We start from the raw sequence: 25580 nt of genomic DNA, 5'->3' as shown, positions 1-25580 counted from the left end.
CTCCATTAAGTAGGAGTAACCGGGATAATAAAGGGGAAGACATAAGCAATAAGAGTGAAGACAATCCCCATAATGATTGCCAAAGCGATAGAGTATTTTACTGTAAATCTGAACAATTCGCTCTCTTTCCCCACTAACCCCACCGCCGCGCAAGCGATAGCGATACTTTGAGGGCTTATCATTTTACCCACAACACCCCCTGAAGTGTTTGCCGCTAAGAAAAGCACTTCAGGCAAGCCAAGCTGTGTAGCGATGAGCATTTGCAAAGAGCCAAATAAAAGATTAGAACTCGTATCGCTTCCGGTTAAAAACACCCCAAGCCAGCCTACAACAGGCGAAAAGAAAGTGAAAACATGCCCAGTATCCGCTAACGCTAAAGCGAGCGTGGCGCTCATGCCGCTATAATTAGCCACATACGCAAACGCTAAAACCACGCCAATGGTTAAAATCGGCAAACGCATTTCTTTTAAAGTAGCCCCAAACACCCCTATCGCATCGCTGATTTTCACGCGCAACAAAAACACGCTTAAAAGAGCGGCTAAAAAAATGGAAGTGCCTGTCGTTAGAATCAAGGGGAATTTGAACACGACAGGAAAATTGGTCGCTTCAGTAACAATGGGAACGGTTTTAAAAATCTTTTGACTGATAGAATTGAATTCAAACGCAAAGCTAGAAAACGCCAAAGCCCCGCCTTCTTTAAAGAGCGCTTTAAACCAGGGTTGCGTCCATATGATAATCGTAATAGTGAGCAACACAAAAGGCATCCACGCCACAACCACCTTACAAATATGGTGTTTTTCTGTGCTGATTGCGGGCTCTTTGCCATTGCTGGTGAAAATGCGTTTGGGCTGCCAGAATTTTAAAAACAAAGTGGTAGCGATCAATGACACTAAGGCTGAAATAATATCCGGAAGTTGCGGCCCTAGATAATTAGAGCTTAAAAATTGCGCGATAGCGAAACTAAACCCGGTAACAGCCACTGCAGGAAAAGTCTCTCTAATCCCCTTAAAACCATCCATTAAAAACACGATGAAAAAAGGGATACCAATGGAAAAAATGGGTAACACCCTGCCCACCATTTGAGAAATCTCTAATTCAGGGATACCCACCACGCTAGCCATTGCCGTAATAGGAATACCCACCGCGCCAAAAGCTACAGGAGCGGTGTTAGCGATTAGGCACAATCCGGCAGCGTATAAGGGGTTTAGCCCAAGGCCGACTAAAATCGCCGCTGTGATCGCTACCGGGCCTCCAAAGCCGATCGCTCCTTCTAAAAACGAGCCAAAACAAAAGCCAATCAAAATCACTAAAATGCGGTGATCCGGCGTTAGGGTTAAAATGCTTTCTTTTAAAATCTCAAAATACCCGGATTTCACTGAAAGGTTGTAAAGAAAAATCGCAGCGATCACAATCCAAGCGATCGGCCACAAGCCATAAAGAAAGCCATAGAAAAAACTCGCGCTCACCATTTGAGCAGGCATTTTATACACAAACAACGCAATAATGATTGAAAGCACTAAGCTTAAAAACCCAGCGCTATACCCTTTAAGTTTAAAGACAATAAGAGAAATAAAAAAAAGCACAATAGGCGATAGCGCCACTAAAGCGCTCAGCCAAATATTGCCTAATGGGTCATAGACTTGATAAAATTCCATAAATTTTCCTTGAATAATTAAAAGTATTTTTTTATCTTACTTAAAAGAAAAAACTAATTTTAAGTAGCATTTAATATTAAGTCAAATTTAATGGGTTTGTGGTTTATTTTAGTAACAATGTTTGAGCGAGTGGGTTTATCAACTTGTGATTACAATCTTACTAATTTTGAGTATTATATTGTGTTTGAAACTCTTAATTTGGAATTTTAAGGAGCCTTCTTTGAAAGTCAATTTCTTTGCTACTTGTCTAGGAGCAGCCATATACAGCAACGCATCGCTTAACGCTATCAAATTACTCCGCAAGGAAAATTTGGAAGTGGTTTTTAAAAAAGACCAGACATGTTGCGGCCAGCCAAGCTACAACTCAGGGTATTATGAAGAAACAAAAAAAGTCGTTTTATACAATATCAAACTTTATTCCAATAACGACTACCCTATTATCTTGCCTAGCGGTTCATGCACGGGGATGATGCGGCATGATTATTTGGAATTGTTTGAAGGGCATGCGGAATTTAACATGGTTAAAGATTTTTGCTCTAGGGTGTATGAATTGAGCGAGTTTTTGGATAAAAAATTGCAAGTCAAATATGAAGATAAGGGCGAACCCCTTAAAATCACATGGCATTCTAATTGCCATGCTTTAAGGGTGGCTAAAGTGATTGACTCGGCGAAAAATCTCATCAGACAGCTTAAAAATGTGGAACTCATTGAATTGGAAAAAGAAGAAGAATGCTGCGGGTTTGGGGGGACTTTTTCAGTCAAAGAGCCTGAAATTTCAGCGGTTATGGTCAAAGAAAAGATTAAAGACATAGAAAGCCGTCAGGTGGATGTGATTGTTTCAGCGGACGCTGGGTGTTTGATGAATATCAGCACCGCTATGCAAAAAATGGGTTCTCCCACAAAACCCATGCATTTTTATGACTTTTTAGCCTCAAGGCTTGGGCTTTAACATTAAAGAATTATTTTAAGGAATAATCATGGAAAAATATCATAGCGACCAAGAATACGAAGAAATCATCACCGACCAATTAGGCGATATGCAATTAAGGGAAAATTTGCGTTCTGCAATGGACACCTTAAGGGCTAATCGTAAGAATTTGATTAAAAATCGTTACAGCGAATGGGAAAATTTAAGGGAATTAGGCAAAGAAGTCAAGCTTAAAATTTTATCCAGGCTTGATGAGTATTTGGAATTGTTTGAAAAAAACGCCACTCAAAACGGCTTTAAAATCCATTACGCTAAAGACGGTGATGAAGCTAATGAAATCATTTACAACCTCGCTAAAGAAAAGAATATCAAGCGCATTTTAAAGCAAAAGTCCATGGCGAGCGAAGAAATTGGCTTGAACCATTACCTCAAAGAAAAGGGCATTCAAGCACAAGAAACGGATTTGGGCGAATTGATTATCCAGCTCATTAATGAACACCCCGTGCATATTGTCGTGCCGGCTATCCATAAAAACCGCAAGCAAATCGGTAAGATTTTTGAAGAAAAACTCAACGCCGCTTATGAAGAAGAGCCTGAAAAGCTTAATGCGATCGCCAGAAAACACATGCGCAAAGAATTTGAAAGCTTTAAAATGGGGATCAGTGGGGTGAATTTCGCTATCGCTAATGAGGGTGCGATCTGGTTAGTTGAAAATGAAGGCAATGGCCGCATGAGCACCACCGCATGCGATGTGCATGTCGCTATTTGCGGGATTGAAAAATTAGTAGAAAGCTTTGATGATGCGGCGATTTTAAACAATCTGCTCGCTCCAAGCGCTGTGGGTGTGCCTATCACATGCTATCAAAACATTATCACAGGCCCCAGAAAAGAGGGCGATTTAGACGGCCCTAAAGAAGCCCACATCATTTTATTAGACAACAACCGCTCTAATATTTTGGCTGATGAAAAGTATTATCGCGCTCTTTCATGCATCCGTTGCGGGACTTGTTTGAACCACTGCCCCGTGTATGACAAAATCGGTGGGCATGCCTATCTTTCTACTTATCCTGGCCCTATAGGCGTGGTGGTATCCCCCCAACTCTTTGGCCTGAATAATTACGGGCATATCCCCAATTTGTGCAGTCTTTGCGGGCGTTGCACTGAAGTTTGCCCTGTAGAAATCCCTTTAGCCGAGCTCATTAGAGATTTACGATCGGATAAAGTGGGCGAGGGCAGAGGCGTAGTTAAGGGGGCTAAAAGCACCCAACACGGCGGGATGGAAAAATTCTCTATGAAAATGTTTGCCAAAATGGCAAGCGATGGGGCTAAGTGGCGTTTCCAATTGAAAATGGCTCAATTTTTCTCGCCTTTAGGCAAGCTTTTAGCTCCCATACTGCCTTTAGTCAAAGAGTGGGCGAGCGTAAGAACCTTACCCAATATGGACACAAGCTTGCATGCAAAAGTCCAGCACTTAGAAGGGGTGATTTATGAGTAAAGAGCTTATTTTAAAGCGCATTAAAGAAGCCAGAGCCAAGCATGCCATTCAGGGAGCAAACCCTGCTTACAGGAATATCATTAAAGTGGAGTTTGAAGACTTGGTGGAAGAATACAAGCATTTCCAAGTGTTGAATAAAGCTGAAGTCATTGAAAGCGCTAAAGAAAATTTAGAGCAAGCAATTTTAAAGGCTTTAGAAAATTTTAAAAGCAAAAAAGTCTTACACTCTACAGATTTGAATTTGAATTTTGAAGCGTTCAAGGATTTTACTTTACAACCTTATGATAAAGAAATTGAAGCGATGCGTGAAGAGCTGTTTGAGATTGATACGGCTTTATTGCATGGGGTTTGTGGGATTTCAAGCTTGGGCATGATTGGAGCGGTTTCTTCGCATGCAAGCCCAAGGTTACTTTCGCTCATCACCCTTAATTGCATCATCTTATTGAAAAAAGAATCCATTGTGCGCAATTTGAGTGAAGGCATGCAAGCTTTAAAAAACCAAAGTAAAAACGGCGTATTACCCACAAACATGCTCCTTATTGGCGGGCCTAGCCGGACAGCCGATATTGAATTAAAAACCGTTTTTGGGGTGCATGGGCCTCAAAAAGTCGCTATCATTCTCTATTAAAGGATAAGGATGGAAAAATTAGAAGTGGGGCAATTAGCCCCTGATTTCAGGTTGAAAAACAGCGATGGCGTAGAGATTTCTTTAAAAGATTTGCTCCATAAAAAAGTGGTGCTGTATTTCTACCCTAAAGACAACACCCCCGGATGCACTCTAGAAGCCAAAGACTTTAGCGATCTGTTTAGTGAATTTGAAAAGAAAAACGCTGTTGTCGTAGGCGTAAGCCCTGATAACGCTCAATCGCATCAAAAATTTATCAGCCAATGCTCTTTGAATGTGATTTTGCTCTGCGATGAAGATAAAAAAGCCGCCAATCTTTACAAAGCTTATGGCAAACGCATGCTTTATGGGAAGGAGCATTTGGGGATTATCCGCTCCACTTTCATCATCAACACGCAAGGCGTTTTAGAAAAATGCTTCTACAATGTCAAAGCGAAAGGCCATGCTCAAAAAGTTTTAGAGAGTTTGTAGTTTAACTCTCTAGCTTTCGCCCATTTTAATTTGAGATTTTTAGCCATTCTCTCACTTTTAAAAAATTGTTTTTTTAAATTTTGTTTGATAACAAACTTCATAAGAGATAGGGAGTGTTTTGGAATCATTCCCCTTTAATAGCCCTTAAGATCGCTTTACAAAAGACGACCACCCGCTAGCTCTTTTATTGCGTTTATTTTAAAAATGCCTTTGAGTGTTTTTACAATTTTTATTTTTGTTCAGGCTGCCAAATGGTTTTTTCTGAAGGGGTGCTATCGGCTTCGTTTTGTAAAATTTGTTGTTTGGTTTCACGACAAGCTACAAATAATAGCGCTAAAATTACAGCTAAAAGAGAAATTCTCATTTCAAGCTCCTTTGAATATTAAAATGCTAACGATAATTATAAAGAAAAAGAGTTAAAGAAAAATTAATCTCTTTTTAATTAAGCACGCTGTTTTTTGAGCATGTCAGCGATTAAGAAAGCGAGTTCTAGGGCTTGGGTGGCGTTTAGCCTTGGATCGCATTGCGTATAGTAATGGCAGCTCAAACCCTCTTCAGTGATCGCTTGCGAGCCACCGATACATTCTGTAACATTCTCACCTGTCATTTCCAAATGAACCCCTGAAGCCAAACTCCCTTCAGCCCTGTGGATTTCAAAAAAGCTTTTCACTTCATCTAACACGCTATCAAAAGCCCTTGTTTTAACCCCCAAGCTGGTTTTAACCGTGTTGCCATGCATGGGATCAATGCTCCATAAAATATGGCGTTTTTCTTTCAACACCCCTTGTAAAAGTTTAGGCAAACGCTCTTTAATCATCTTAGAACCCATGCGCACGATCAAATTCAAACGCCCCTTAATGTTGCACGGGTTTAAAACATCGCACAATTCTAACACTTCGCTCACGCTCGCATTAGGCCCGATTTTCACGCCAATAGGGTTACAAACCCCCCTTAAAAACTCCACATGCGCGCCCTTAGGATCTCTTGTCCTTTCGCCAATCCACAGCATGTGTGCGGAGCAATCATAAAACTGGTCAGTCAAACTATCCTTACGCACCAAAGGCTCTTCATAATGGAGCAGTAACGCTTCGTGGCTGGTGTAAAATTCCACTTCCCTAAGAATAGGCGTTTTTTCTATCTCCACCCCGCATGCTTGCATAAACCCTAAAGCTTGCGTGATCCGGTCAGCGATTTGCTGGTATTTTTTCCCGAAGTCGTTGTTTTTGACAAAATCCAAATTGAAACGATGCACTTGCTCTAAATTCGCTAACCCGCCTTGAGCAAAGGCTCTAATAAGGTTTAAAGTCGCTACGCTTTGATGGTAGGCTTTAAGCATTCTTTCAGGATTTGGCTCTCTTTCTTTTTTGGAAATCCCGTTGATAATATCCCCTCTATAACTCAGCACTTCTTCATTATCTAGTATCTCAGTCGCATTAGAGCGAGGCTTGGCAAATTGCCCAGCAATGCGCCCCACTTTCACGATCGGTATAGAGCCAGCAAAGGTTAAGACAATCGCCATTTGCATCATCACTTTAAACATGTCTTTAATCCTGTTAGCGCTAAATTGAGAAAACGACTCCGCGCAATCGCCCCCTTGCAACAAAAACGCCTTATTGTCAATGACTTGGGCTAAGCGCTCTTGCAAGTTCCTCGCTTCACCAGCAAACACTAAGGGAGGGTAAGAGCGCAATTCTTTTTTGACCCTTTCTAATTCTTGCTTATCTTTATAAGTGGGGTGTTGCTCTATCTTAAAAGAATGCCATGAAGCGGGCGACCAAGTTGTGTTTGACATTTCTACAATCCTTTATTAATCTTTTTTTAAGCGTTATTATAGCTTGTGCGGGTTAAATCGTGGATTTTAGGAAATAAATGCGCGCTAAAAACTACCCCCCTAATCTCAAAAAAACCCAATCATAAAAAGCTTTATGCTACAATGAAAACTCTTTAACACGATAAAAGGGTGGTTTAACAGCATGGCACAAGAAAAAGCGCTTATAAGAGATCCTAAAAAGCTCAACGCGTTTGATTTGCGTTGGATGGCGTCTTTATTTGGCACGGCGGTGGGGGCAGGGATTTTATTTTTGCCTATTAGAGCCGGTGGGCATGGGATATGGGCTATTGTGGTGATGAGCGCGATTATATTCCCTTTAACTTATCTGGGGCATAGAGCTTTAGCTTATTTCATAGGATCTAAAGATAAAGAAGACATTACCATGGTCGTTCGCTCTCATTTTGGCGCTCAATGGGGTTTTCTTATCACTTTGCTTTATTTCTTTGCGATTTATCCTATTTGTTTGGCTTATGGGGTGGGTATCACTAATGTGTTTGATCATTTTTTCACTAACCAGTTGCATTTAGCGCCTTTCCATCGGGGCTTACTGGCTGTAGCGTTAGTTTCTTTAATGATGTTGGTGATGGTTTTTAACGCTACGATTGTTACGCGCATTTGTAACGCTTTAGTGTATCCTTTATGCTTGATCTTATTGCTTTTTTCTTTGTATCTTATCCCTTATTGGCAAGGCGCTAACCTTTTTGTAGTGCCGAGTTTTAAAGAATTTGTGTTAGCTATTTGGCTAACCTTACCGGTGCTTGTGTTTTCATTCAACCATAGCCCCATCATTTCAACCTTCACTCAAAATGTAGAAAAAGAATACGGCGCTTTCAAAGAGTATAAACTCAATCAAATTGAATTAGGGACATCGCTGATGCTTTTAGGGTTTGTGATGTTTTTTGTGTTTTCGTGCGTCATGTGCTTGAATGCTGATGATTTTGTGAAAGCAAGGGAACAAAATATCCCCATTTTAAGCTATTTTGCTAACACTTTAAACAACCCTTTAATCAACTATGCGGGGCCTGTGGTGGCTTTTTTAGCGATTTTTTCATCTTTTTTTGGGCATTATTATGGGGCTAAGGAGGGTTTAGAAGGCATTATTATTCAAAGTTTAAAATTGAAAAAAACTTCTAAAACCCTAAGTGTTAGCGTAACGATTTTTTTATGGCTGACTATCACGCTTGTGGCTTATATTAACCCTAATATCTTGGATTTTATTGAAAATTTAGGCGGTCCCATTATCGCGCTCATTCTGTTTGTGATGCCTATGATAGCTTTTTATAGCATTTCTAGTTTGAAGCGTTTTAGAAACCTTAAAGTGGATATTTTTGTGTTTGTTTTTGGGAGCTTGACGGCTTTGAGCGTGTTTTTAGGACTATTTTAATGGCTAGTTTTTCTATTTTATCTATTTTTAAAATCGGCGTGGGGCCTAGCTCTTCACACACCATAGGGCCTATGGAAGCTGGAGCGAGATTTTGCGGGTTGTTAAAAGGCGTTTTAGAGCAGGTTATGCGCGTTCAAATCACCTTGCATGGCTCATTGGCTTTAACCGGTAAAGGGCATTTGAGCGATGAGGCGGTTTTAATTGGCTTGCATGGCATTTACGCTAACGAATTGGAGGTAACAACCAAAAAAGCCTTATTGCATGAAGCGCTTGAAAACAAGGTTTTAAAACTCGCTAACCAACATTGCATCCATTTTGATTATTCTAAAGATTTGATTTTTGACAATAAACCTTTAGCCAGACACCAAAACGCTCTCATTTTAAAAGCTTTCAATTCTAAAAATGAGGTTTTAAAAGAAGAAACTTACTATTCTGTCGGTGGAGGGTTTGTCTATACTGAAAAAGAATTAGACAACTTGTCTGAAGAGGGTGAAAATGAAAGTGTTGCCTATGATTTTTCAAGCGCTAAGGAATTGCTAGAATTATGCCAAAAACACCAAAAAAACATCGCTGAAATCGTGCGTTTGAGAGAAGATGCCCTGAAAAACCGCCCTGATGCAATGATGGCTAAAATTTATCATGCGATGTTTGAGTGTTATGATAATGGGGCTAATTCTAAAGAAAAGTATCTGCCCGGTTCTTTGAGAGTAACACGATTAGCCCCAAGCATTAAAACTCGTTTAGAAAAACACCCCACAAGCGGGAAAGACCCCTTAGCACTGATTGATTACATTTCGCTTTACGCTCGTGCCATCGCTGAAGAAAACGCTAGCGGAGGAAAGGTGGTAACCGCCCCCACTAATGGAGCGTGCGCGGTGGTGCCAAGCGTGCTTTTATACGCTAAAAACCATTTGTTTGAAAATTTATCGCAAAAGGCCATCAATGATTTTTTACTCACCAGTGCAGCGATTGGCTATCTTTACAAAAAAAACGCTTCCTTGAGCGGCGCAGAAGCGGGGTGTCAGGCTGAAATTGGCGTGGCAAGCTCTATGGCTGCGGGGGGGTTAGCCTGTTTGTGCCAAGCGACCACGCAACAGGTTTTAATCGCTAGTGAAATCGCTATGGAACACCATCTAGGATTGACATGCGATCCCGTGGGGGGCTTGGTGCAAATCCCTTGCATTGAACGCAATGTTTTAGGAGCGATCAAAGCGATCAGCGCTTCTAAACTAGCTTTAGAAGATGAATACAAGCCTAAAGTGAGCCTGGATGAAGTGATCGCTACGATGTATGCGACCGGAAAAGACATGAATGAAAAATACAAAGAGACTTCGTTAGGGGGATTAGCCAAAACCTTAAAATGCTAAAGGATAAATCCAAACTTTAGGGGTTTTAAATTCCTAAAAAAAGGCTTTGTTTTTATCAAATGCGAACAAGCTTTTCCAACTTTAATATCCTTCAAAAATTTTAATAGGGTTTTAAAGCGTTATTCCATCGTTTTGGATTCCATTTTATAGTAAAAAAGTTTATTCAAACCCATAAGGGGATAGGAGGCATTTGGAAATAATTCCCCCTACAACCCCCAAAAACTAAATCCCCTACCCTATAAGAGCATGTTAAGAAAGCTTGTTGGTGCAGGCTCTTTTATTTTGATTGTAAAAACACTCAAAAGGCATCAATTTGATTACCGATACTCCATTAAAAATTTTTATAAGCTTTATAAAATGCGTTGGAATGTCTTAAGTTTAACTCTATCAATCGCTATATTTCAAAGATTTTTGCGTAACAAAACCTTAAGTTAATCGTTACCGCAAAAAGCCAAAAAGCTTAAAGTCTAAAGATTTTAAAAAAGCGGTGGTTTTTAAAAAAGATAATCCTAACACAAGGCGGAGTGATAGAGAGCTAAAAGCCTAAATATAAAGCCTAAAAAGGAGTGCTTAAGAGATTTATTTTAAGCCCCCTAAAAGGTAAGCTGATTATTTTGCTATATTTTCAGACTTACTAGAGTCACTAATTTGCCTTTCAAACTCTTGTTGCAAGGCTTGTTGTTGCCTTTCTTTCTTTGAAAGGCGGCGTTTTTTCTTAGACTTTTCCTCTTTTTTGGAAGAAATTTCTGGCTCTTTTGAAGCTATTTCTTTGAGTGCGTTAGCATTAGTCGTAGAATCTAGATCCGGATTAGAAGCGTTCTGTGTTTTCTTAGAAGAGCTTATAAATTCAGGGCTATCAGTATGGCTTTCAAGCTCCCCATTGCTCCTCTTTTGAAACGCTGCCTTAGTGTCTTTCTCAGCTTGATCTTCCATTTTTTTAAGAGTGACTGCATCCAGTTTTCTAGTCTTTTCTTTTTGGCTTACTCTAACCATGCTGATCAAATATTTGATATACCCATCATACATATCCCCAAACTGCTCATGCAAAGCCCCAAAATCCGAGCCTTTGTAAAGCCAGTTAAACAAAGGGAGTGAAAGCTCTGTCCCTAAGTCTTTAAGCACATGTTTATAAAACTTCTCCCTGTCATTCACCACAAAAGAAACCTTGCCGTTTTTATGCTCATAATAACAAATCTTTTGATCCACACAACTTTCCAAACTCCCCTTAAAGAAAGCTCCAAAAGCGGATAAATCGCCCTTACTCATCTTGGTTTCAGAATACTGGTTAAAATTCTTCACGCGCTCTTTTTCCAAATTAACCATACTCTTTAAAACCCTTTTGCGGTCTTTTTTCACATTCCCTGTGGAGCTTTCAGAAAACATAACATTGGGATCAATTGTAGTGTTAATAGTGGCAGAATCCGTTTCTGCTCTCAACAAAAAAGCCGTAGCTACTAAAAAAAATAAAATCCGTTTCACACCAAACTCCTAATTAATATATAACCGCAACAAAAATAGACACCGTTCTTCATAAGCTCTCTTTTGAAATTTCTTCTATTGATAAAAAACCACCTTAGAATTCGAGCCATTTTAGTCATCTTAAAATACAGGCTTTCAAAGGGTCTTTACTATTGGGTATGATACTATAAATATCCAAAAAATACAAACACCCCAAAAACTTTAACTCTAAAAAACTGGCATGCCCTTCACAGCTAAAGGATTTTAGAATCAACAAAGCCCACCCACCAAGCAGGTAGCCTCTATTTTAAGTGCCAAACGCTATGATAGAATTATAACACGAAAACGCCTTATATCCCCTAGCCAAAAGCTAAAAACTTACGGCGTGGTTTTACAAAAATCAAAAAAAGTTAGCACACCTTAAGCGTTAATGCTTATGATGGCTTGATTGTTTCCCTTTTCTTCCCTTTTTCTCATGATCATGAAAAGGGCCTTCACATGCGCAATCATGCAAATCTAGCCCCTCTTGGCGGTATTCTTTCATGGTCATTGTTTTCTTTTTGTTAGCAATCGCTTCAAGAATTTCTTTTTTACGCTTGTTGCGATCTTCTTGGCTTAAAGAAGCTAAATTTTTATCCATCGCTTTTTTAAAATCCGCTTTATAACTTTTACGCTCTTCTTCTTTCATCACTGCTAATCGCTTATTGATTTCTGCGCGAAACTCTGGAACTTCGCTAGGAGCAACTTTCCCTGCTTGCTCTAATAGTTGCTTATCATCCATGCTCTTAAAATCACTCGCATTCAAAAAAAGCCCCAAAAAAGTCCCTGTAAACAATAAAGAAAACGCCAATTTTTTCATCAAATGCTCCCAATTCAAAAATAAAAAATAGATTCTATCATTTGATTGATTAAAGATAACTTATAGCGCTTTAACAGCCAATTGATTTTTAGATTTTATGATCAGCACCCATTAAAACAGCTAACCTGTATCCCCTATTATTATTTTCAAAAACAATTAATCCATTTTTGATTTTTCAAAGACTTGTTTGTGTGCTGTTGTTGGTAAGTTCAATTGCTTGTAAGGATTGTGCTTTAATTTTTGCCAAGTAGCCGTATTGATTTTTTAAAGCCTTTGATGCAAGAAAACCATAAAAGGCCATAAAGAGCAAAAGCCCTTTTCTATGCCCCCATAAGATTAACCCTAAAACACCTTAAAAGCTTACAATGTAACGCCAATAAAAGGCGTAAGGGCGGTGAAAGGTGAATTTATAAGTAACCCCTTCAGGAACATTATCCGCACTAGCGGTATAATAATTGTTGCGAATGGTTTGGATTTTCAAGCCAATTTCAAAACCTTGGTGTTTAGTGCCTAATCGGATCCCGCCATTCACTAAGACCTGGAAATTTGATGGGTGGAAACTCCCTCTGTATTCATCAGCTAAGTCCTTAAAATAATAGTTTGTTGGACCCCAAGAAGTGCCACCAATCGCAACGCCAACGAAAAACCCAAAATGCAAGTTCTCACGATTGAAAATGGCCGGGTTAAACAACACATCTGTGCCAGCCCCATAGCCAAACATGAAACTTTGAGAACCCTTGCGAGCGTCTCTCATGCCATAATCATTATAAGTGTAATACTTATAATAAGAGCTTGCAAAATCAAAGAATCCGTAATAACGCATTCCAAATTGCGGGGATTTCTTAAAAAAATGCTTATACCCTACAACAAACCCAAAACCATTGATAGCGTATTGTTGGTTGCTTAAGCCTTTATACCCACGAGTCCCTAGAACGCCATGAGTAAGCCCTCCTGTTGGGTTTGACGCTGTAGGCATGTTAGGCGTGTTAGAGCCATAAGCCCCACTTTGATTACCATTGCAATTCCCATGGGAACAATTTTGAGCGGTAGTGCTAAGCATACCCAACTGGTAATCAATCCCTATAAAAGCAGCATTTCTTTCACCTTTTTTGGTAGGGCTAGTCTTAATAGCTTTTTCTTGCTTAGGGGTCTCTGCTGACAATAAGCTCGTCATCGCTAGAGAGATAGCACCTACTATAACAGATTTCTTCATGTATTCCTTCCTTCTACATTTTCTCTACTTGAGTTCTAAATGCTACATTCTACTATAAAATTGCTTTCTTTTTGATTAAATATAGCGATTGAATGAGAATAAATTGAAACAAAAATCAATTTTAGGAACTTTTTAGTAAAAAGTCCTAAATCCTCTCACCTTTTTTTAGGCTAAAACTAAAACCTAACAGCCAATAGAGATTAAAGATGCTCTTTCACGCTCTCTAACACGCTCTCAAAGGCTTGCATGTCATTCATCGCCATGTCTGCTAAAACCTTGCGGTCTAACTCCACGCCAGCCACTTTTAGGGCATGCATGAAGCGCGAATAGCTTGTATTGTGCATTCTGCAAGCCGCATTGATTCTTACCACCCATAAACTCCTGAATTCTCTTTTCTTTTGTTTGCGATCCCTAAAGGCGTAATACATGCTTCTTTCAAGCTGTTCTTTAGCCTTTCTAAAATGCTTTCTTCTGCCACTATAAAACCCTCTAGCGAGTTTTAAGACTTTTTTATGGCGTCTTCTGCGCACAACGCCTGTTTTAACTCTCATTTCTTTACCTTTCTTTTTAAAATATTTTTAGGTGCGTTTTTACAACGACTTTCCCTTAAACAAGGGGATTAACTCCACTTTCTAATTAGCATTCTTAAGCCCTGCAAAGCAACGACATGACAGAATGCGCGTTAGTGTGATGCACATGTTTTGGCGCGTTTAGATTGGCTTTACGCTTGGGGCTTTTTTTAGTCAAAATATGGCTTTTAAAAGCACTGCCACGCTTAATCAAGTTTTTTTTAACTTTGAAACGCTTAGACGCGCCGCGATTAGTCTTCATTTTTGGCATGATTTTCTCCTTTCATAAGGTTAATACGATTAAAAGGCGGGTTATTTTCTTTGGTTTTCTTTTCGTTTTTGGGGGTTTCTTTAGCCTTAGGCACAAACATCCATGAAACAAAACGCCCCTCGGTTTTTGGCTCTTTTTCAGGGTTGGCTAAATCTTGCATCATCGTTTGGACTCTAAAAAGCACATCAAGCCCGGCTTTTGAGTTTTGGCTCTCCCTACCCTTTAAAACCACTTTGAATTTGACATGCTTATTGGATTCAATAAATTCTCTCGCATGCTTGACTTTGTAGTTAATATCGTTTTGCGCGATTTGAGTGGAAAGCTTGATCTCTTTGATTTCAATTTGCTTTTGCTTTTTCTTGGCTTCCTTGATTTTCTTTTCATTTTGGTAGCGGAATTTATTATAATCCATCACCTTACACACGGGAGGTTTCGCGCTCGCTGAAATCAAAACCAAATCCAAACCTAAATTTTGAGCGATATTGAGCGCTTCTTTGGAAGAAATGATCCCATACACTTCGCCATTATCGCCCACGCAACGCACTTCTTTAAAATTAATATCTCCGTTTAACAACACTTCGTTTCTACTCAAAAACTAACCTCTTGCATCTTAGATTCAACCATGTTTAAAAACTCCTTTAAGGGCATTTTATATTGAGCTTGTTTTTCTCTGTCTCTAATGGATAAAATTTCTGTTCCCACTTCTTCATTCCCTAACACTAAAATCATAGGGATTTTTTGCTTTTCGGCTAATCGCACCTTTTTATTCAAGCTGTCGTTTTTATCTAACACTTCTACAAAAATATCGCGCTTTTTTAGTTCCTCTTTTAATTTCAAAGCAAAAGCACGATGCTCTTCATTAATAGGAATGAGAGCGATTTGAGTGGGCGCGACAAAGAAAGGGAAATTCCCCCCAAAATGTTCGCTCAAAATCGCAATAAACCTTTCAAACGAGCCTAAAATCGCTCTGTGGATCATCACCGGCTGTTCAGCGTGATTATGCTCATTAGTGAAAGCGAGCTTGAAGCGTTCAGGCAAATTCATATCCACTTGAATCGTGCCGCACTGCCATTTACGCTTTAAAGCGTCAGTGATTTTAATGTCAATCTTAGGCCCATAGAAAGCCCCTCCCCCTTCATCAATCTTATAATCAATGCGGTGTTCTTTTAGGGCTTCTTTTAAAGCGTTAGTGGCCTTTTCCCACACTTTATCATCGCCTATAGATTTAGCCGGCCTTGTGGATAATTCCATTTCATAGCTAAAATCAAACGCTTGCATGATCTTATGCGTAAAATCTAAAATCGCGCTCACTTCGCTTTGGATCTGTTCAAAAGAGCAAAAAATATGCGCATCATCTTGGGTAAATTCTCTCACCCTTAAAAGCCCATGCAACACGCCGCTTTTTTCGTGCCGATGCACCACGCCGTATTCATAAAACCTTAAGGGCAAATCCCTGTAGCTGTGCAAAGCGCTTTGATAGACTTTAATATGCCCCACGCAGTTCATAGGCTTTATGCCGTATTCTTGCTCATCAATCGTGGTGAAATACATGTTTTCTTTATAGTTGTCATAATGCCCGCTGATTTTCCACACATCGCTCTTTAAAATCTCAGGGCCTTTAACCGGCTCATAACCTCTTAAAAGTAACGCCTTACTCAATAAATCTTCAATGCGTTTTCTGAGTCTTGCCCCTTTAGGTAGCCATAAGGGTAAGCCCGCCCCTATCTCATCATCAAAACTAAAAAGCCCTAGCTCCACGCCTAGCTTTCTGTGATCTCGTTTTTTCGCTTCTTCCATTTGGAAAAGATAGTCTTTTAAGCCCTCTTTGGTGGCAAAAGCGATGCCATAGATTCTAATGAGCATTTCATTGTTTTCATCGCCGCCCAAATAAGCCCCAGCCAGTTTAGTGAGCTTGAAATGGTTTAAAAAACGAGTGTTTGGGAGATGCGGTCCCTTACACAAATCTTCAAACTCGCCTTGTTGGTACACGCCAAATACATCGCCACTGATTTTACTCATGACCGCATGCTTTAATTCATCGCCCTTAAAACGCTCCAAGGCTTGCTCTCTGGTTAAAACCTCTTTAGTGATAGTGAGCTTTAATTTCGCAAATTCTTTCATTTTCGCTTCAATTTTAGGCAAATCCTCTTCGCTGATTTTTGAAGCGGTTTTAAAATCGTAATAAAACCCCTCTTCTACCACAGGGCCTACAAAAAATTTCGCGTCCGGATAAAGGGCTTTCAAGCTTTGCGCAAGCAAATGCGCACATGAATGCCTGATCACTTCTAAAGCCAAAGGCGAATCATCAAAATATATCGGCTCTGTCCCGTTTAACGCTTTAACCCCATCGCTCAGCCCTAAGACTTTCGCGCTCTCTAAATCTATTATTTGCTCGTCTTTATAAACAGCAATCAGTTCCGCACTCATTCTTTAAAACTTAATATTTCCTTTCTTATAAACCTTAAAATTTAGCAATCTTTTGAGCCAAACCCGCATTGCACTTGCGAATCCACTTTCTCAGCTTTAGGGTCGCTCATAGGCTTCAAACACGCTTGTAAAAATACCATACAAAACAAATTCAACAATAACCGCCTATACAAAACCACCCTTTCTATTCAAAAATACCTAACTAATCGCTCATTATACAATAAAATCATAAACCAAAAAAAGAATACACCCCTTATCAAAAAGCTTAGTAATACAAACTAGCTAAAACTAAAGCTCTATCATGCTATCATTGTTATATTTTTGGTTTAAGAAACTTAATGATAATTTTAAGGGAGTTTTGTGCGATATATCAAGTTTTTCAAAGAGTTGAACAATAAGAATGTGAATCTGGTTGGGGGCAAGAACGCTAGCATTGGTGAAATGTTTCAAGAATTAGTGCCTATTGGCATTAAAGTGCCTGATGGCTTTGCGATCACAAGCGAAGCGTATTGGTATCTTTTAGAGCAAGGGGGGGCTAAACAAAAAATCATAGAACTTTTAGAAAATGTTGATGCCACGGAAATTGATGTGTTAAAAATCCGCTCCAAACAAATCAGAGAGCTTATTTTTGGCACGCCTTTTCCTAGCGATTTAAGAGATGAGATTTTTCAAGCTTATGAAACTTTAAGCCAGCAATACCACATGAAAGAAGCCGATGTGGCCGTAAGGAGTTCCGCTACCGCAGAAGATTTGCCGGACGCTTCTTTTGCCGGGCAGCAAGACACTTACTTAAACATTAAGGGTAAAACAGAATTGATCCACTATATCAAATCCTGTTTAGCGTCGCTTTTTACCGATAGAGCGATTAGTTATAGAGCGAGTCGTGGGTTTGATCATCTAAAAGTCGCCTTGAGCGTGGGGGTGCAAAAAATGGTGCGAGCGGATAAAGGCAGTGCGGGCGTGATGTTTTCTATTGACACCGAAACCGGTTTTAAAGACGCGGTGTTTATCACTTCAGCGTGGGGGTTAGGCGAAAATGTGGTGGGCGGCACGATAAACCCTGATGAATTTTATGTGTTTAAGCCCACTTTAGAGCAAAACAAACGCCCCATTATCAAACGCCAACTCGGCAATAAAACGCAAAAAATGGTCTATGCCCCGAGGGGTAGCGAACACCCCACCAGAAACATTAAAACCACCAAAAAAGAATGGCAATCCTTTTCATTGAGCGATGAAGATGTGTTGATTTTAGCCAAATACGCCATTGAAATTGAAAAACATTACTCTAAAGAAGCCAAACAATACCGCCCTATGGATATAGAATGGGCTAAAGATGGCGATAGCGGGGAAATCTTTATCGTTCAAGCGCGCCCAGAAACCGTTCAAAGCCAAAAAACCAAAGAAGAAAGTCAAGTCTTTGAAAAATTCAAATTCAAAAACCCTAACGAAAAGAAAGAGATTATCTTACAAGGCAGAGCGATTGGGAGTAAAATTGGCTCAGGGAAAGTGCGCATCATCAATGATTTGGAGCACATGAATTCTTTTAAAGAGGGCGAAATTTTAGTTACGGATAACACCGACCCAGACTGGGAGCCTTGCATGAAAAAAGCGAGCGCGGTTATCACTAATCGTGGAGGGCGCACTTGCCATGCCGCTATTGTGGCTAGAGAAATTGGCGTGCCAGCTATTGTTGGGGTGAGCGGGGCGACTGATAGCCTTTATACCGGCATGGAAATCACGGTTTCTTGCGCTGAGGGCGAAGAGGGCTATGTGTATGCGGGCATTTATGAGCATGAAATTGAAAGGGTGGAGCTTTCTAACATGCAAGAAACTCAAACAAAAATTTACATCAATATTGGAAACCCTGAAAAAGCCTTTAGCTTTTCTCAGCTCCCTAATCACGGCGTAGGGCTAGCCAGAATGGAAATGATTATTTTAAATCAAATCAAAGCCCACCCCTTAGCCTTAGTGGATTTGCACCACAAAAAAAGCGTGAAAGAAAAAAATGAAATTGAAAACCTTATGGCAGGCTATGCTAACCCTAAAGATTTTTTTGTGAAAAAAATCGCTGAAGGTATTGGCATGATCAGCGCAGCGTTTTACCCTAAACCTGTCATTGTGAGAACGAGCGATTTCAAATCCAATGAATACATGCGCATGCTTGGCGGCTCTAGCTATGAGCCTAATGAAGAAAACCCCATGCTTGGCTATAGGGGGGCTAGTCGGTATTATTCAGAGAGCTATAATGAAGCGTTTTCGTGGGAGTGTGAAGCTTTAGCGTTAGTGAGAGAAGAAATGGGCTTGACGAACATGAAAGTGATGATCCCCTTTTTGCGAACCATTGAAGAGGGTAAAAAAGTCCTAGAAATCTTAAGAAAAAACAATCTAGAATCCGGTAAGAACGGGCTTGAAATTTATATCATGTGCGAATTACCGGTGAATGTCATTTTGGCTGATGATTTCTTAAGCTTGTTTGATGGCTTTTCTATTGGCTCTAATGATTTAACCCAGCTCACTTTAGGCGTGGATAGAGACAGCGAATTAGTCAGCCATGTCTTTGATGAAAGGAATGAAGCGATGCTAAAAATGTTTAAAAAAGCGATTGAAGCTTGCAAAAGGCACAACAAATATTGCGGGATTTGCGGGCAAGCCCCAAGCGATTACCCTGAAGTAACAGAGTTTTTAGTCAAAGAGGGTATCACTTCCATTTCTTTAAACCCTGATAGCGTGATCCCCACTTGGAACGCTGTAGCCAAGTTAGAAAAAGAATTGAAAGACCATGGCTTAACTGCACATTGATAATGAAGGGGTTGATCTAACTTGAGTGGATTTTTTCATATTAGTTTCTATTGATTTAATTTTGATGGGTAGGATTGTTTTTTGAAAAAAAGGTTGGTAATGAAATCGGTAAAAATAGGAAAAACAAATAAAGTTGGCAAGAATACAGAGATGGCTAACACAAAGACAAATAAAGAGACTTATTTTAAAGGATCAGATCAAATTGGTGGAATTTTTACAAAAATTGCAAAGAAAGTTAGAGAATTTGTAAAAAAACATCCCAAGAAAAGCAATGCGGCATTAGTGGTATTAACCCATGTTGCATGCAAGAAAGCAAAAGAATTAGACGATAAAGTCCAAGATAAATCCAAACAAGCTGAAAAAGAGAATAAAATCAATTGGTGGAAATATTCAGGATTAACAATAGCGACAAGTTTCTTATTAGCCGCTTGTAGTGTTGATACTGATAAACAAATAGAACTAGAACAAGAAAAGCAAAAGGCAAACAAGAGTGGGATAGAGTTAGAACAAGAAAAACAAAAGACAGAACAAGAAAGACAAAAGACAAACAAGAGTGGGATAGAGTTAGAACAAGAAAGACAAAAAGCAGAACAAGAAAAACAAAAGACAAACAAGAGTGGGATAGAGTTAGAACAAGAAAGACAAAAAACAGAACAAGAAAAACAAAAGACCATTAAAGCACAGAAAGATTTCATTAAAGACCTAGAACAAAATTGCGAAGAAAAACATGGTCAATTCTTTATCAAAAAAGCAAGAATTAAAGATAGTATTTCTATAGAAGTAGAAGCTGAATGCAAAACCCCTAAACCCACAAAAACAAACCAAACCCCTATCCAGCCAAAACACCTTCCAAACTCTAAACAACCCCACTCTCAAAGAGGATCAAAAGCGCAAGAGCTTATAGCTTATTTGCAAAAAGAGCTAGAATCTCTGCCCTATTCACAAAAAACTATCGCTAAACAAGTGAATTTTTATAGACCAAGTTCTATCGCCTATTTAGAACTAGACCCTAGAGATTTTAATGTTACAGAAGAATGGCAAAACGAAAATCTAAAAATACGCTCTAAAGCTCAAGCTAAAATGCTTGAAATGAGAAACCCACAAGCCAACCTTTCACCCTTTCAAAGCTTTTCAATCATTCAAAACATCGTTGCTGATATTAATAAAGAAATAGAAGTAGCGGCTAGTACTGAAAAAAAAGCAGAAAAAGTGGGTTATGGTTATAGTAAAAGGATGTAGCGGTTAAAAACATTAAGTTTTTAATTATCTGTCGGCTTTTGAGATCATCTTTTATGGTGTCGTGGCGTTATTTGACAATAAAAGAGATCCTTATTTAAAAGCTTAAGCTATCCCTAAAATAAGGTAAAACTACAAGTTACAAATGAAGATTAAAACGCGCAATAAAACTCCAAAGAGCCGACTTTTTTAATCGTAATTTTTTGATGGTTTAATAAGGTTTCTAAATGCTTAAAAGCGTTAGGATCCAGTATTAGGGGGGCTTCTTCTGCGCTTAAAGGGCGCCTAGAAATTAAAGCGAGCAATTCGTCTATACCGCAAGAAATCAATTTTTTGGCTTGAGCAATGGATCGTTTAGGCAAACTCACGCAAAGCCCTTCAAAAAATAAAGAGCATTTCAATAATTCGTCTTCGCTCAATTTAGGGGCTTTAAAGCTTGAGGGCCTGTCTATGGTGCTTAAATCCACTCTAGCGGTATTGATTTTTTTTAAAAAGTCAGCGATGAGTTTTAAGTTGTTCGCGCTATCATTCACGCCCTTAATTAACAGCACTTCAGCCACCAGTTGCCCTTGATAAATTTGAGAAAAGCTCAAAATCCCCTCTAAAATCTTATCAATGTCTTTAGAATAGGGCTTATCCACTCTTTCAAAGGCTTTCAAATCAATAGCGTCTAAAGAAAATTTAACGATGTCAAATTCCTTTAAGGCTTGCTGGACTTTTGGCTCATAAAATAATGAGCCGTTGCTTAAAATCAAAGTTTTAACGCCCTTTAAAAAAGGCTTGACGCTTTGGATAAGCTCTAATAAATGAGGGTATAGAGTGGGTTCGCCATTAGCGGTAATGGTTAAAACATCAATGGGGGTGGTGAGGTTGTTTAGGGCGTTTTGAATGGCGTTAATCAAGGTTTTTACTTTTATCACTTCTTCCATGCGTTCAATGGGCTTGGCTTTACCCAACTCGCAATAAATGCAATTGTAATTGCATTGTTTTTTAGAGGGCGATAGATCCACGCCCAAAGACTTCCCAAAACGCCTGGATAAAACAGGCCCAAAAACGATAGGCAGATTTTCTTTAGCCATCATTTTCCTCTAAAAACACGCGCTCTTTGCACTGGATGCATTCATGCGCCTTTTTTTTGCGATAGGTTCTTTCACTCATCAAATAATGGCATTTTTCACAGCGCTTATTGATGGGCTTATGGTTGGATAAAAAATTGCATTTAGGGTAATTGTTGCAACCATAAAACGAGCCTTTCTTGCTCCTTTTTAAGGCAATATCCCCCCCGCATTCTGGGCATTTCACGCCTTCTATTATTTCGTTTGCGTTAGGGGTGTTTTTTAACGATTTGGTGTTTTTGCATTCAGGGTAGTTGTTGCAAGCTAAAAACGCCCCGTTTCTGCCAAATTTTTGCACCATTTCCCCTCCGCATTTTTCGCACGATTCTTGCTTGGCTCCATCATTGGTGTTTTCAGTCTGTTTGACATATTTGCATTTAGGGTAATTGTTGCAAGCGACAAACTCCCCATAACGGCTATTTTTTTTGACCAATTCCCCCCCGCATTTAGGGCATGATTGGCCGGTTTTTTCATGCACTTTTTGAGAGATGATATTCTTTTTCCCGGCTTCAATTTTATCCATAAAGGGGTAGTAAAAGTCCTTTAAGACTTGCTGATAGTCGGCTTTATTTTGAGCGATATTGTCCAGTTCCTCTTCTAAAGAAGCGCTGAATTTGGAATCCACGATTTCTTCAAAATGCTTTTCTAAAATTTCTATCACCTTAAAAGCGCTTCCTAAAGCGCTGATTTGCTTTTTTTCTACCTTGATGTAATCTCTGTTTTGTAAGAGGGAAATCGTTGGGGCGTAGGTGCTGGGCCTGCCTATGCCTAAACTTTCTAAAACTTTAATCAAGCTCGCTTCTGAATAGCGCGCTGGAGGTTCTGTAACATGGGCGTTGCTTTCTAGTTTTTCTAATTTAATGGGGTCGTTTTCTTTCAAATTGGGGAGCAATTTGTCCTTATCGTCATTGCCTAAAATTTTATAATAGCCATCAAAAAGGAGTTTTCTGCCACTGGCTTTAAACTCGCCTTTTTCGCAAGCCACAACCACGCTTTGGCTTTCAAAAAGAGCGTCTTGCATTTGAGAAGCTAAGAAGCGTTTGTAAATTAAGGTATAGAGCTTTAATTCTTCAGGCTTAAGGTAGTCTTTTAAAGCGTTTGGCTCTAAAACAATAGAAGTGGGTCTGATCGCTTCATGGGCTTCTTGGGCGTTTTTATTCTTGCTGGAATAGACTTTGGCTTTAGGGGGTAAGTAGTCTTTGCCATAGTCTTTTAAAATCTTATTTCTCGCTTCTTCTAAAGCTTCTTTAGCGATATTCAAGCTATCGGTCCTCATGTAAGTGATCACCCCCATAACCCCTTGCGGGGTGGCTACGCCTTCATACAATTTTTGAGCGATGCTCATGGTTTTTGTGGGCGAAAAGCCTAAAAGGCTGGAAGCACTTTGCTGTAAAGTAGAAGTCATGAAAGGGGGCGGTGTGGGGGATTTTTTAGATTTTTTAATAATACTAGAAATAGTGTAGCTTTCTTTTTCTAATTCGTTTTTAATCTCTTGAGCTTCTTTTTTATCAATAAGCTCTTGGGCTTTGAGTTTGTTGCCCTTATAGCTAATGAGTTGCGCTTCTAAATGCGGCTCAAAATAAGCGTCTAGCGTGAAGTAGGTTAAAGGCTTAAAGGCTTTAATCTCCCTCTCCCTATCAATCACAAGCTTTAAAGCCGCGCTTTGCACCCGCCCAGCACTCAAACCTTTAGTGATTTTTGATGCAATCAACGAGCTGAGTTTAAAACCCACGATCCGATCCAAAAAGCGCCTAGCTTGTTGGGCATTGACTTTTGACATGTCAATTTTTCGTGGGGTTTTTAGAGCGTTTAAAATCGCATTTTGCGTGATCTCATGAAAAACAATCCTAGGATAGCTCTCTAATTTCCCCCCAATCAAACATGCCACATGATAGCCTATCGCTTCCCCTTCTCTGTCTTCATCGGTAGCGATATAGGTGGTAGATGCCTTTTTAGAAAGCTCAATGATTTGTTTGACAAGCTCTTTATGGTCTTTATCCACGACGTAATTAGGAGTGAAGCCTGTTTCATCAATCTTAATGCCTAAAGCGAATTTGGATAAATCCCTAACATGCCCTTTAGAGGCAATGACTTCGTAATTTTTATCCAAAAAATTTTTAATGGTTTTGGCTTTTGCGGGGGATTCTACAATGATAAGGTGCTTCATGGAACGCCTTTAATGAAATGTTTATACCTATTAATGAATGATTGTAGCATAGAATTTTGACTAAACGCCCTATTAAACCATAAAAACCATAACAGCGCTAAAAATCAAAGAGTTGGAACACCCTTTGCTTGACTAACAGCAAATATCTATGCAAAGGATGCAAACATGAGTTTTAGGATAAATACCAATATCGCCGCTTTAACTTCTCATGCGGTAGGGGTTCAAAACAACAGAGACCTTTCAAGCTCGCTTGAAAAGTTAAGCTCAGGGCTTAGGATCAATAAAGCCGCTGACGATTCTAGTGGGATGGCGATCGCTGATAGCTTAAGGAGTCAAAGCGCGAATTTGGGTCAAGCGATCCGCAACGCTAATGACGCTATTGGTATGGTTCAAACCGCTGATAAAGCGATGGATGAGCAAATCAAAATCTTAGACACCATTAAAACCAAAGCCGTTCAAGCCGCTCAAGACGGGCAAACTTTAGAAAGCCGAAGAGCGCTCCAGAGCGATATTCAAAGGTTGTTAGAAGAACTAGACAATATCGCCAACACTACAAGCTTTAACGGCCAGCAAATGCTTTCAGGAAGTTTTTCTAACAAAGAATTTCAAATTGGTGCGTATTCTAACACCACGATTAAGGCGTCCATTGGCTCAACGAGTTCGGATAAGATTGGGCATGTGCGCATGGAAACCTCTTCTTTTAGCGGTGAAGGCATGCTCGCTAGCGCAGCGGCGCAAAACTTGACTGAAGTGGGATTGAATTTCAAACAAGTCAATGGCGTGAATGATTATAAGATTGAAAGCGTGCGCATTTCTACAAGCGCTGGCACTGGAATCGGAGCGTTAAGCGAAATCATCAATCGTTTTTCTAACACTTTAGGCGTTAGGGCGTCTTATAATGTCATGGCTACCGGCGGCACTCCCGTGCAATCAGGAACCGTGAGGGATCTTACCATTAATGGCGTAGAAATTGGAACCGTGAATGATGTGCATAAAAACGACGCTGACGGGAGATTGACTAATGCGATCAACTCCGTCAAAGACAGGACCGGCGTGGAAGCGAGCTTGGATATTCAAGGGCGCATTAATTTACACTCCATTGACGGGCGTGCAATTTCAGTGCATGCAACAAGCGCGAGCGGTCAGGTTTTTGGGGGAGGGAATTTTGCAGGGATTTCTGGGACACAGCATGCGGTTATTGGGCGCTTAACCTTGACTAGGACCGACGCTAGGGACATCATTGTGAGCGGTGTGAATTTTAGCCATGTGGGCTTTCATTCCGCTCAAGGGGTGGCAGAATACACCGTGAATTTGAGAGCGGTTAGGGGCATTTTTGATGCGAATGTGGCTTCAGCAGCTGGAGCGAACGCTAATGGCGCGCAAGCTGAAACCAATTCTCAAGGTATAGGGGCTGGGGTAACAAGCCTTAAAGGGGCGATGATTGTGATGGATATGGCGGATTCAGCGCGCACGCAATTAGACAAGATTCGCTCGGATATGGGTTCGGTGCAAATGGAATTGGTTACAACCATCAATAATATTTCTGTAACCCAAGTGAATGTTAAAGCGGCTGAATCTCAGATCAGAGATGTGGATTTTGCTGAAGAGAGCGCGAACTTTTCTAAATACAATATTTTGGCGCAAAGCGGGAGTTTTGCTATGGCGCAAGCGAATGCGGTGCAACAGAATGTCTTAAGGCTTTTACAATAA

At 39.9% G+C, this 25580-nt stretch carries 21 protein-coding genes and 1 pseudogene; 10 read left to right on the top strand and 12 right to left on the bottom strand.

Going from position 1 to position 25580, the window contains the following annotated elements; translation table 11 throughout:
• Window positions 1-5: 5 nt before the first annotated feature.
• Window positions 6-1655, bottom strand: a complete 1650-nt coding sequence (locus tag HPSH112_RS00690; RefSeq protein ID WP_000398112.1) for an L-lactate permease — start codon at window positions 1653-1655, stop codon at window positions 6-8.
• 220 nt (window positions 1656-1875) lie between these two features.
• Between HPSH112_RS00690 and HPSH112_RS00685 the strand changes: the two genes are divergently transcribed.
• From HPSH112_RS00685 to bcp, 4 genes are read left to right on the top strand one after another with little or no spacing between them, the layout of a single operon-like run.
• Window positions 1876-2604, top strand: a complete 729-nt coding sequence (locus tag HPSH112_RS00685) for a (Fe-S)-binding protein (protein WP_000867260.1) — start codon at window positions 1876-1878, stop codon at window positions 2602-2604.
• A 28-nt stretch (window positions 2605-2632) separates the two neighbouring features.
• A complete protein-coding gene (locus tag HPSH112_RS00680) occupies window positions 2633-4078 on the top strand; it encodes a LutB/LldF family L-lactate oxidation iron-sulfur protein (RefSeq protein WP_000417266.1) in 1446 nt (481 codons plus the stop codon).
• Entirely contained in the window at window positions 4071-4706 is a 636-nt protein-coding gene (locus tag HPSH112_RS00675) for a LutC/YkgG family protein (RefSeq protein WP_000032027.1), read from the top strand. The genes HPSH112_RS00680 and HPSH112_RS00675 overlap by 8 nt, the downstream gene beginning before the upstream one ends.
• Before the next feature lie 9 nt (window positions 4707-4715).
• A complete protein-coding gene (bcp, locus tag HPSH112_RS00670) occupies window positions 4716-5174 on the top strand; it encodes a thioredoxin-dependent thiol peroxidase (RefSeq protein WP_000412973.1) in 459 nt (152 codons plus the stop codon).
• 229 nt (window positions 5175-5403) lie between these two features.
• Here bcp and HPSH112_RS08855 read toward each other — a convergent pair whose 3' ends face one another.
• Window positions 5404-5538: a hypothetical protein gene (locus tag HPSH112_RS08855; RefSeq protein ID WP_001222904.1), complete on the bottom strand. Its 135-nt coding sequence runs from the start codon at window positions 5536-5538 to the stop codon at window positions 5404-5406.
• Window positions 5539-5616: 78 nt separating this feature from the next.
• Window positions 5617-6966, bottom strand: a complete 1350-nt coding sequence (locus HPSH112_RS00660; RefSeq protein ID WP_000072722.1) for a class II 3-deoxy-7-phosphoheptulonate synthase — start codon at window positions 6964-6966, stop codon at window positions 5617-5619.
• 181 nt (window positions 6967-7147) lie between these two features.
• Here HPSH112_RS00660 and HPSH112_RS00655 point away from each other — a divergent pair, with 181 nt between their 5' ends.
• A complete protein-coding gene (locus HPSH112_RS00655) occupies window positions 7148-8389 on the top strand; it encodes a serine/threonine transporter (RefSeq protein WP_000046343.1) in 1242 nt (413 codons plus the stop codon).
• Entirely contained in the window at window positions 8389-9756 is a 1368-nt protein-coding gene (locus HPSH112_RS00650) for an L-serine ammonia-lyase (RefSeq protein WP_000146057.1), read from the top strand. Before HPSH112_RS00655 ends, HPSH112_RS00650 begins: the two co-directional genes overlap by 1 nt.
• A gap of 609 nt (window positions 9757-10365) precedes the next feature.
• Here HPSH112_RS00650 and HPSH112_RS00645 read toward each other — a convergent pair.
• The gene (locus tag HPSH112_RS00645) at window positions 10366-11235 is read right to left on the bottom strand and encodes a hypothetical protein (protein WP_000821527.1); all 870 of its coding nucleotides are present in this window, start codon (window positions 11233-11235) and stop codon (window positions 10366-10368) included.
• Here HPSH112_RS00645 and HPSH112_RS08680 point away from each other — a divergent pair.
• Window positions 11159-11397: pseudogene (locus tag HPSH112_RS08680) on the top strand (hypothetical protein). The gene HPSH112_RS00645 and the pseudogene HPSH112_RS08680 sit on opposite strands and share 77 nt — an antisense overlap.
• 244 nt (window positions 11398-11641) lie before the next feature.
• Here HPSH112_RS08680 and HPSH112_RS00640 read toward each other — a convergent pair.
• The 6 genes from HPSH112_RS00640 to thrS all read right to left on the bottom strand — a co-directional run bounded on the left by HPSH112_RS00640 (window position 11642) and on the right by thrS (window position 16553).
• Window positions 11642-12073 (bottom strand): DUF1104 domain-containing protein, encoded by a 432-nt coding sequence (locus tag HPSH112_RS00640; RefSeq protein WP_000731667.1) that lies wholly within the window; start codon window positions 12071-12073, stop codon window positions 11642-11644.
• Window positions 12074-12425: 352 nt separating this feature from the next.
• Window positions 12426-13286, bottom strand: a complete 861-nt coding sequence (locus tag HPSH112_RS00630) for an outer membrane protein (protein WP_000750206.1) — start codon at window positions 13284-13286, stop codon at window positions 12426-12428.
• A 200-nt stretch (window positions 13287-13486) separates the two neighbouring features.
• A complete protein-coding gene (gene rplT, locus HPSH112_RS00625) occupies window positions 13487-13837 on the bottom strand; it encodes a 50S ribosomal protein L20 (protein WP_001264172.1) in 351 nt (116 codons plus the stop codon).
• 94 nt (window positions 13838-13931) lie between these two features.
• A complete protein-coding gene (gene rpmI, locus HPSH112_RS00620; protein WP_001125542.1) occupies window positions 13932-14126 on the bottom strand; it encodes a 50S ribosomal protein L35 in 195 nt (64 codons plus the stop codon).
• Entirely contained in the window at window positions 14107-14718 is a 612-nt protein-coding gene (infC, locus tag HPSH112_RS00615) for a translation initiation factor IF-3 (protein ID WP_000089221.1), read from the bottom strand. The genes rpmI and infC overlap by 20 nt, the downstream gene beginning before the upstream one ends.
• Window positions 14715-16553 (bottom strand): threonine--tRNA ligase, encoded by a 1839-nt coding sequence (thrS, locus tag HPSH112_RS00610; protein WP_001271870.1) that lies wholly within the window; start codon window positions 16551-16553, stop codon window positions 14715-14717. Before thrS ends, infC begins: the two co-directional genes overlap by 4 nt.
• A 360-nt stretch (window positions 16554-16913) precedes the next feature.
• Here thrS and ppsA point away from each other — a divergent pair, with 360 nt between their 5' ends.
• Together ppsA and HPSH112_RS00595 are read left to right on the top strand one after the other, a co-directional pair.
• A complete protein-coding gene (gene ppsA, locus HPSH112_RS00600) occupies window positions 16914-19352 on the top strand; it encodes a pyruvate, water dikinase (RefSeq protein ID WP_001269183.1) in 2439 nt (812 codons plus the stop codon).
• Window positions 19353-19451: 99 nt separating this feature from the next.
• Window positions 19452-20591 carry a DUF874 family protein gene (locus tag HPSH112_RS00595; protein WP_000843725.1) on the top strand — a complete coding sequence of 380 codons (1140 nt, stop codon included), beginning with the start codon at window positions 19452-19454 and terminating at the stop codon, window positions 20589-20591.
• A gap of 149 nt (window positions 20592-20740) precedes the next feature.
• Here HPSH112_RS00595 and HPSH112_RS00590 read toward each other — a convergent pair whose 3' ends face one another.
• Entirely contained in the window at window positions 20741-21667 is a 927-nt protein-coding gene (locus HPSH112_RS00590; protein ID WP_001040770.1) for a radical SAM protein, read from the bottom strand.
• Window positions 21660-23870: a type I DNA topoisomerase gene (gene topA, locus HPSH112_RS00585; protein WP_000681459.1), complete on the bottom strand. Its 2211-nt coding sequence runs from the start codon at window positions 23868-23870 to the stop codon at window positions 21660-21662. The genes HPSH112_RS00590 and topA overlap by 8 nt, the downstream gene beginning before the upstream one ends.
• 165 nt (window positions 23871-24035) lie before the next feature.
• Here topA and HPSH112_RS00580 point away from each other — a divergent pair, with 165 nt between their 5' ends.
• Window positions 24036-25580 (top strand): flagellin B, encoded by a 1545-nt coding sequence (locus HPSH112_RS00580; RefSeq protein ID WP_000010002.1) that lies wholly within the window; start codon window positions 24036-24038, stop codon window positions 25578-25580.

Origin of the sequence: Helicobacter pylori Shi112, assembly GCF_000277405.1 — a bacterium.
Lineage (GTDB): Bacteria > Campylobacterota > Campylobacteria > Campylobacterales > Helicobacteraceae > Helicobacter > Helicobacter pylori_C.
Note: the sequence above shows the minus strand (reverse complement) of the source record. Positions and strands in the feature narration are given on the sequence as shown.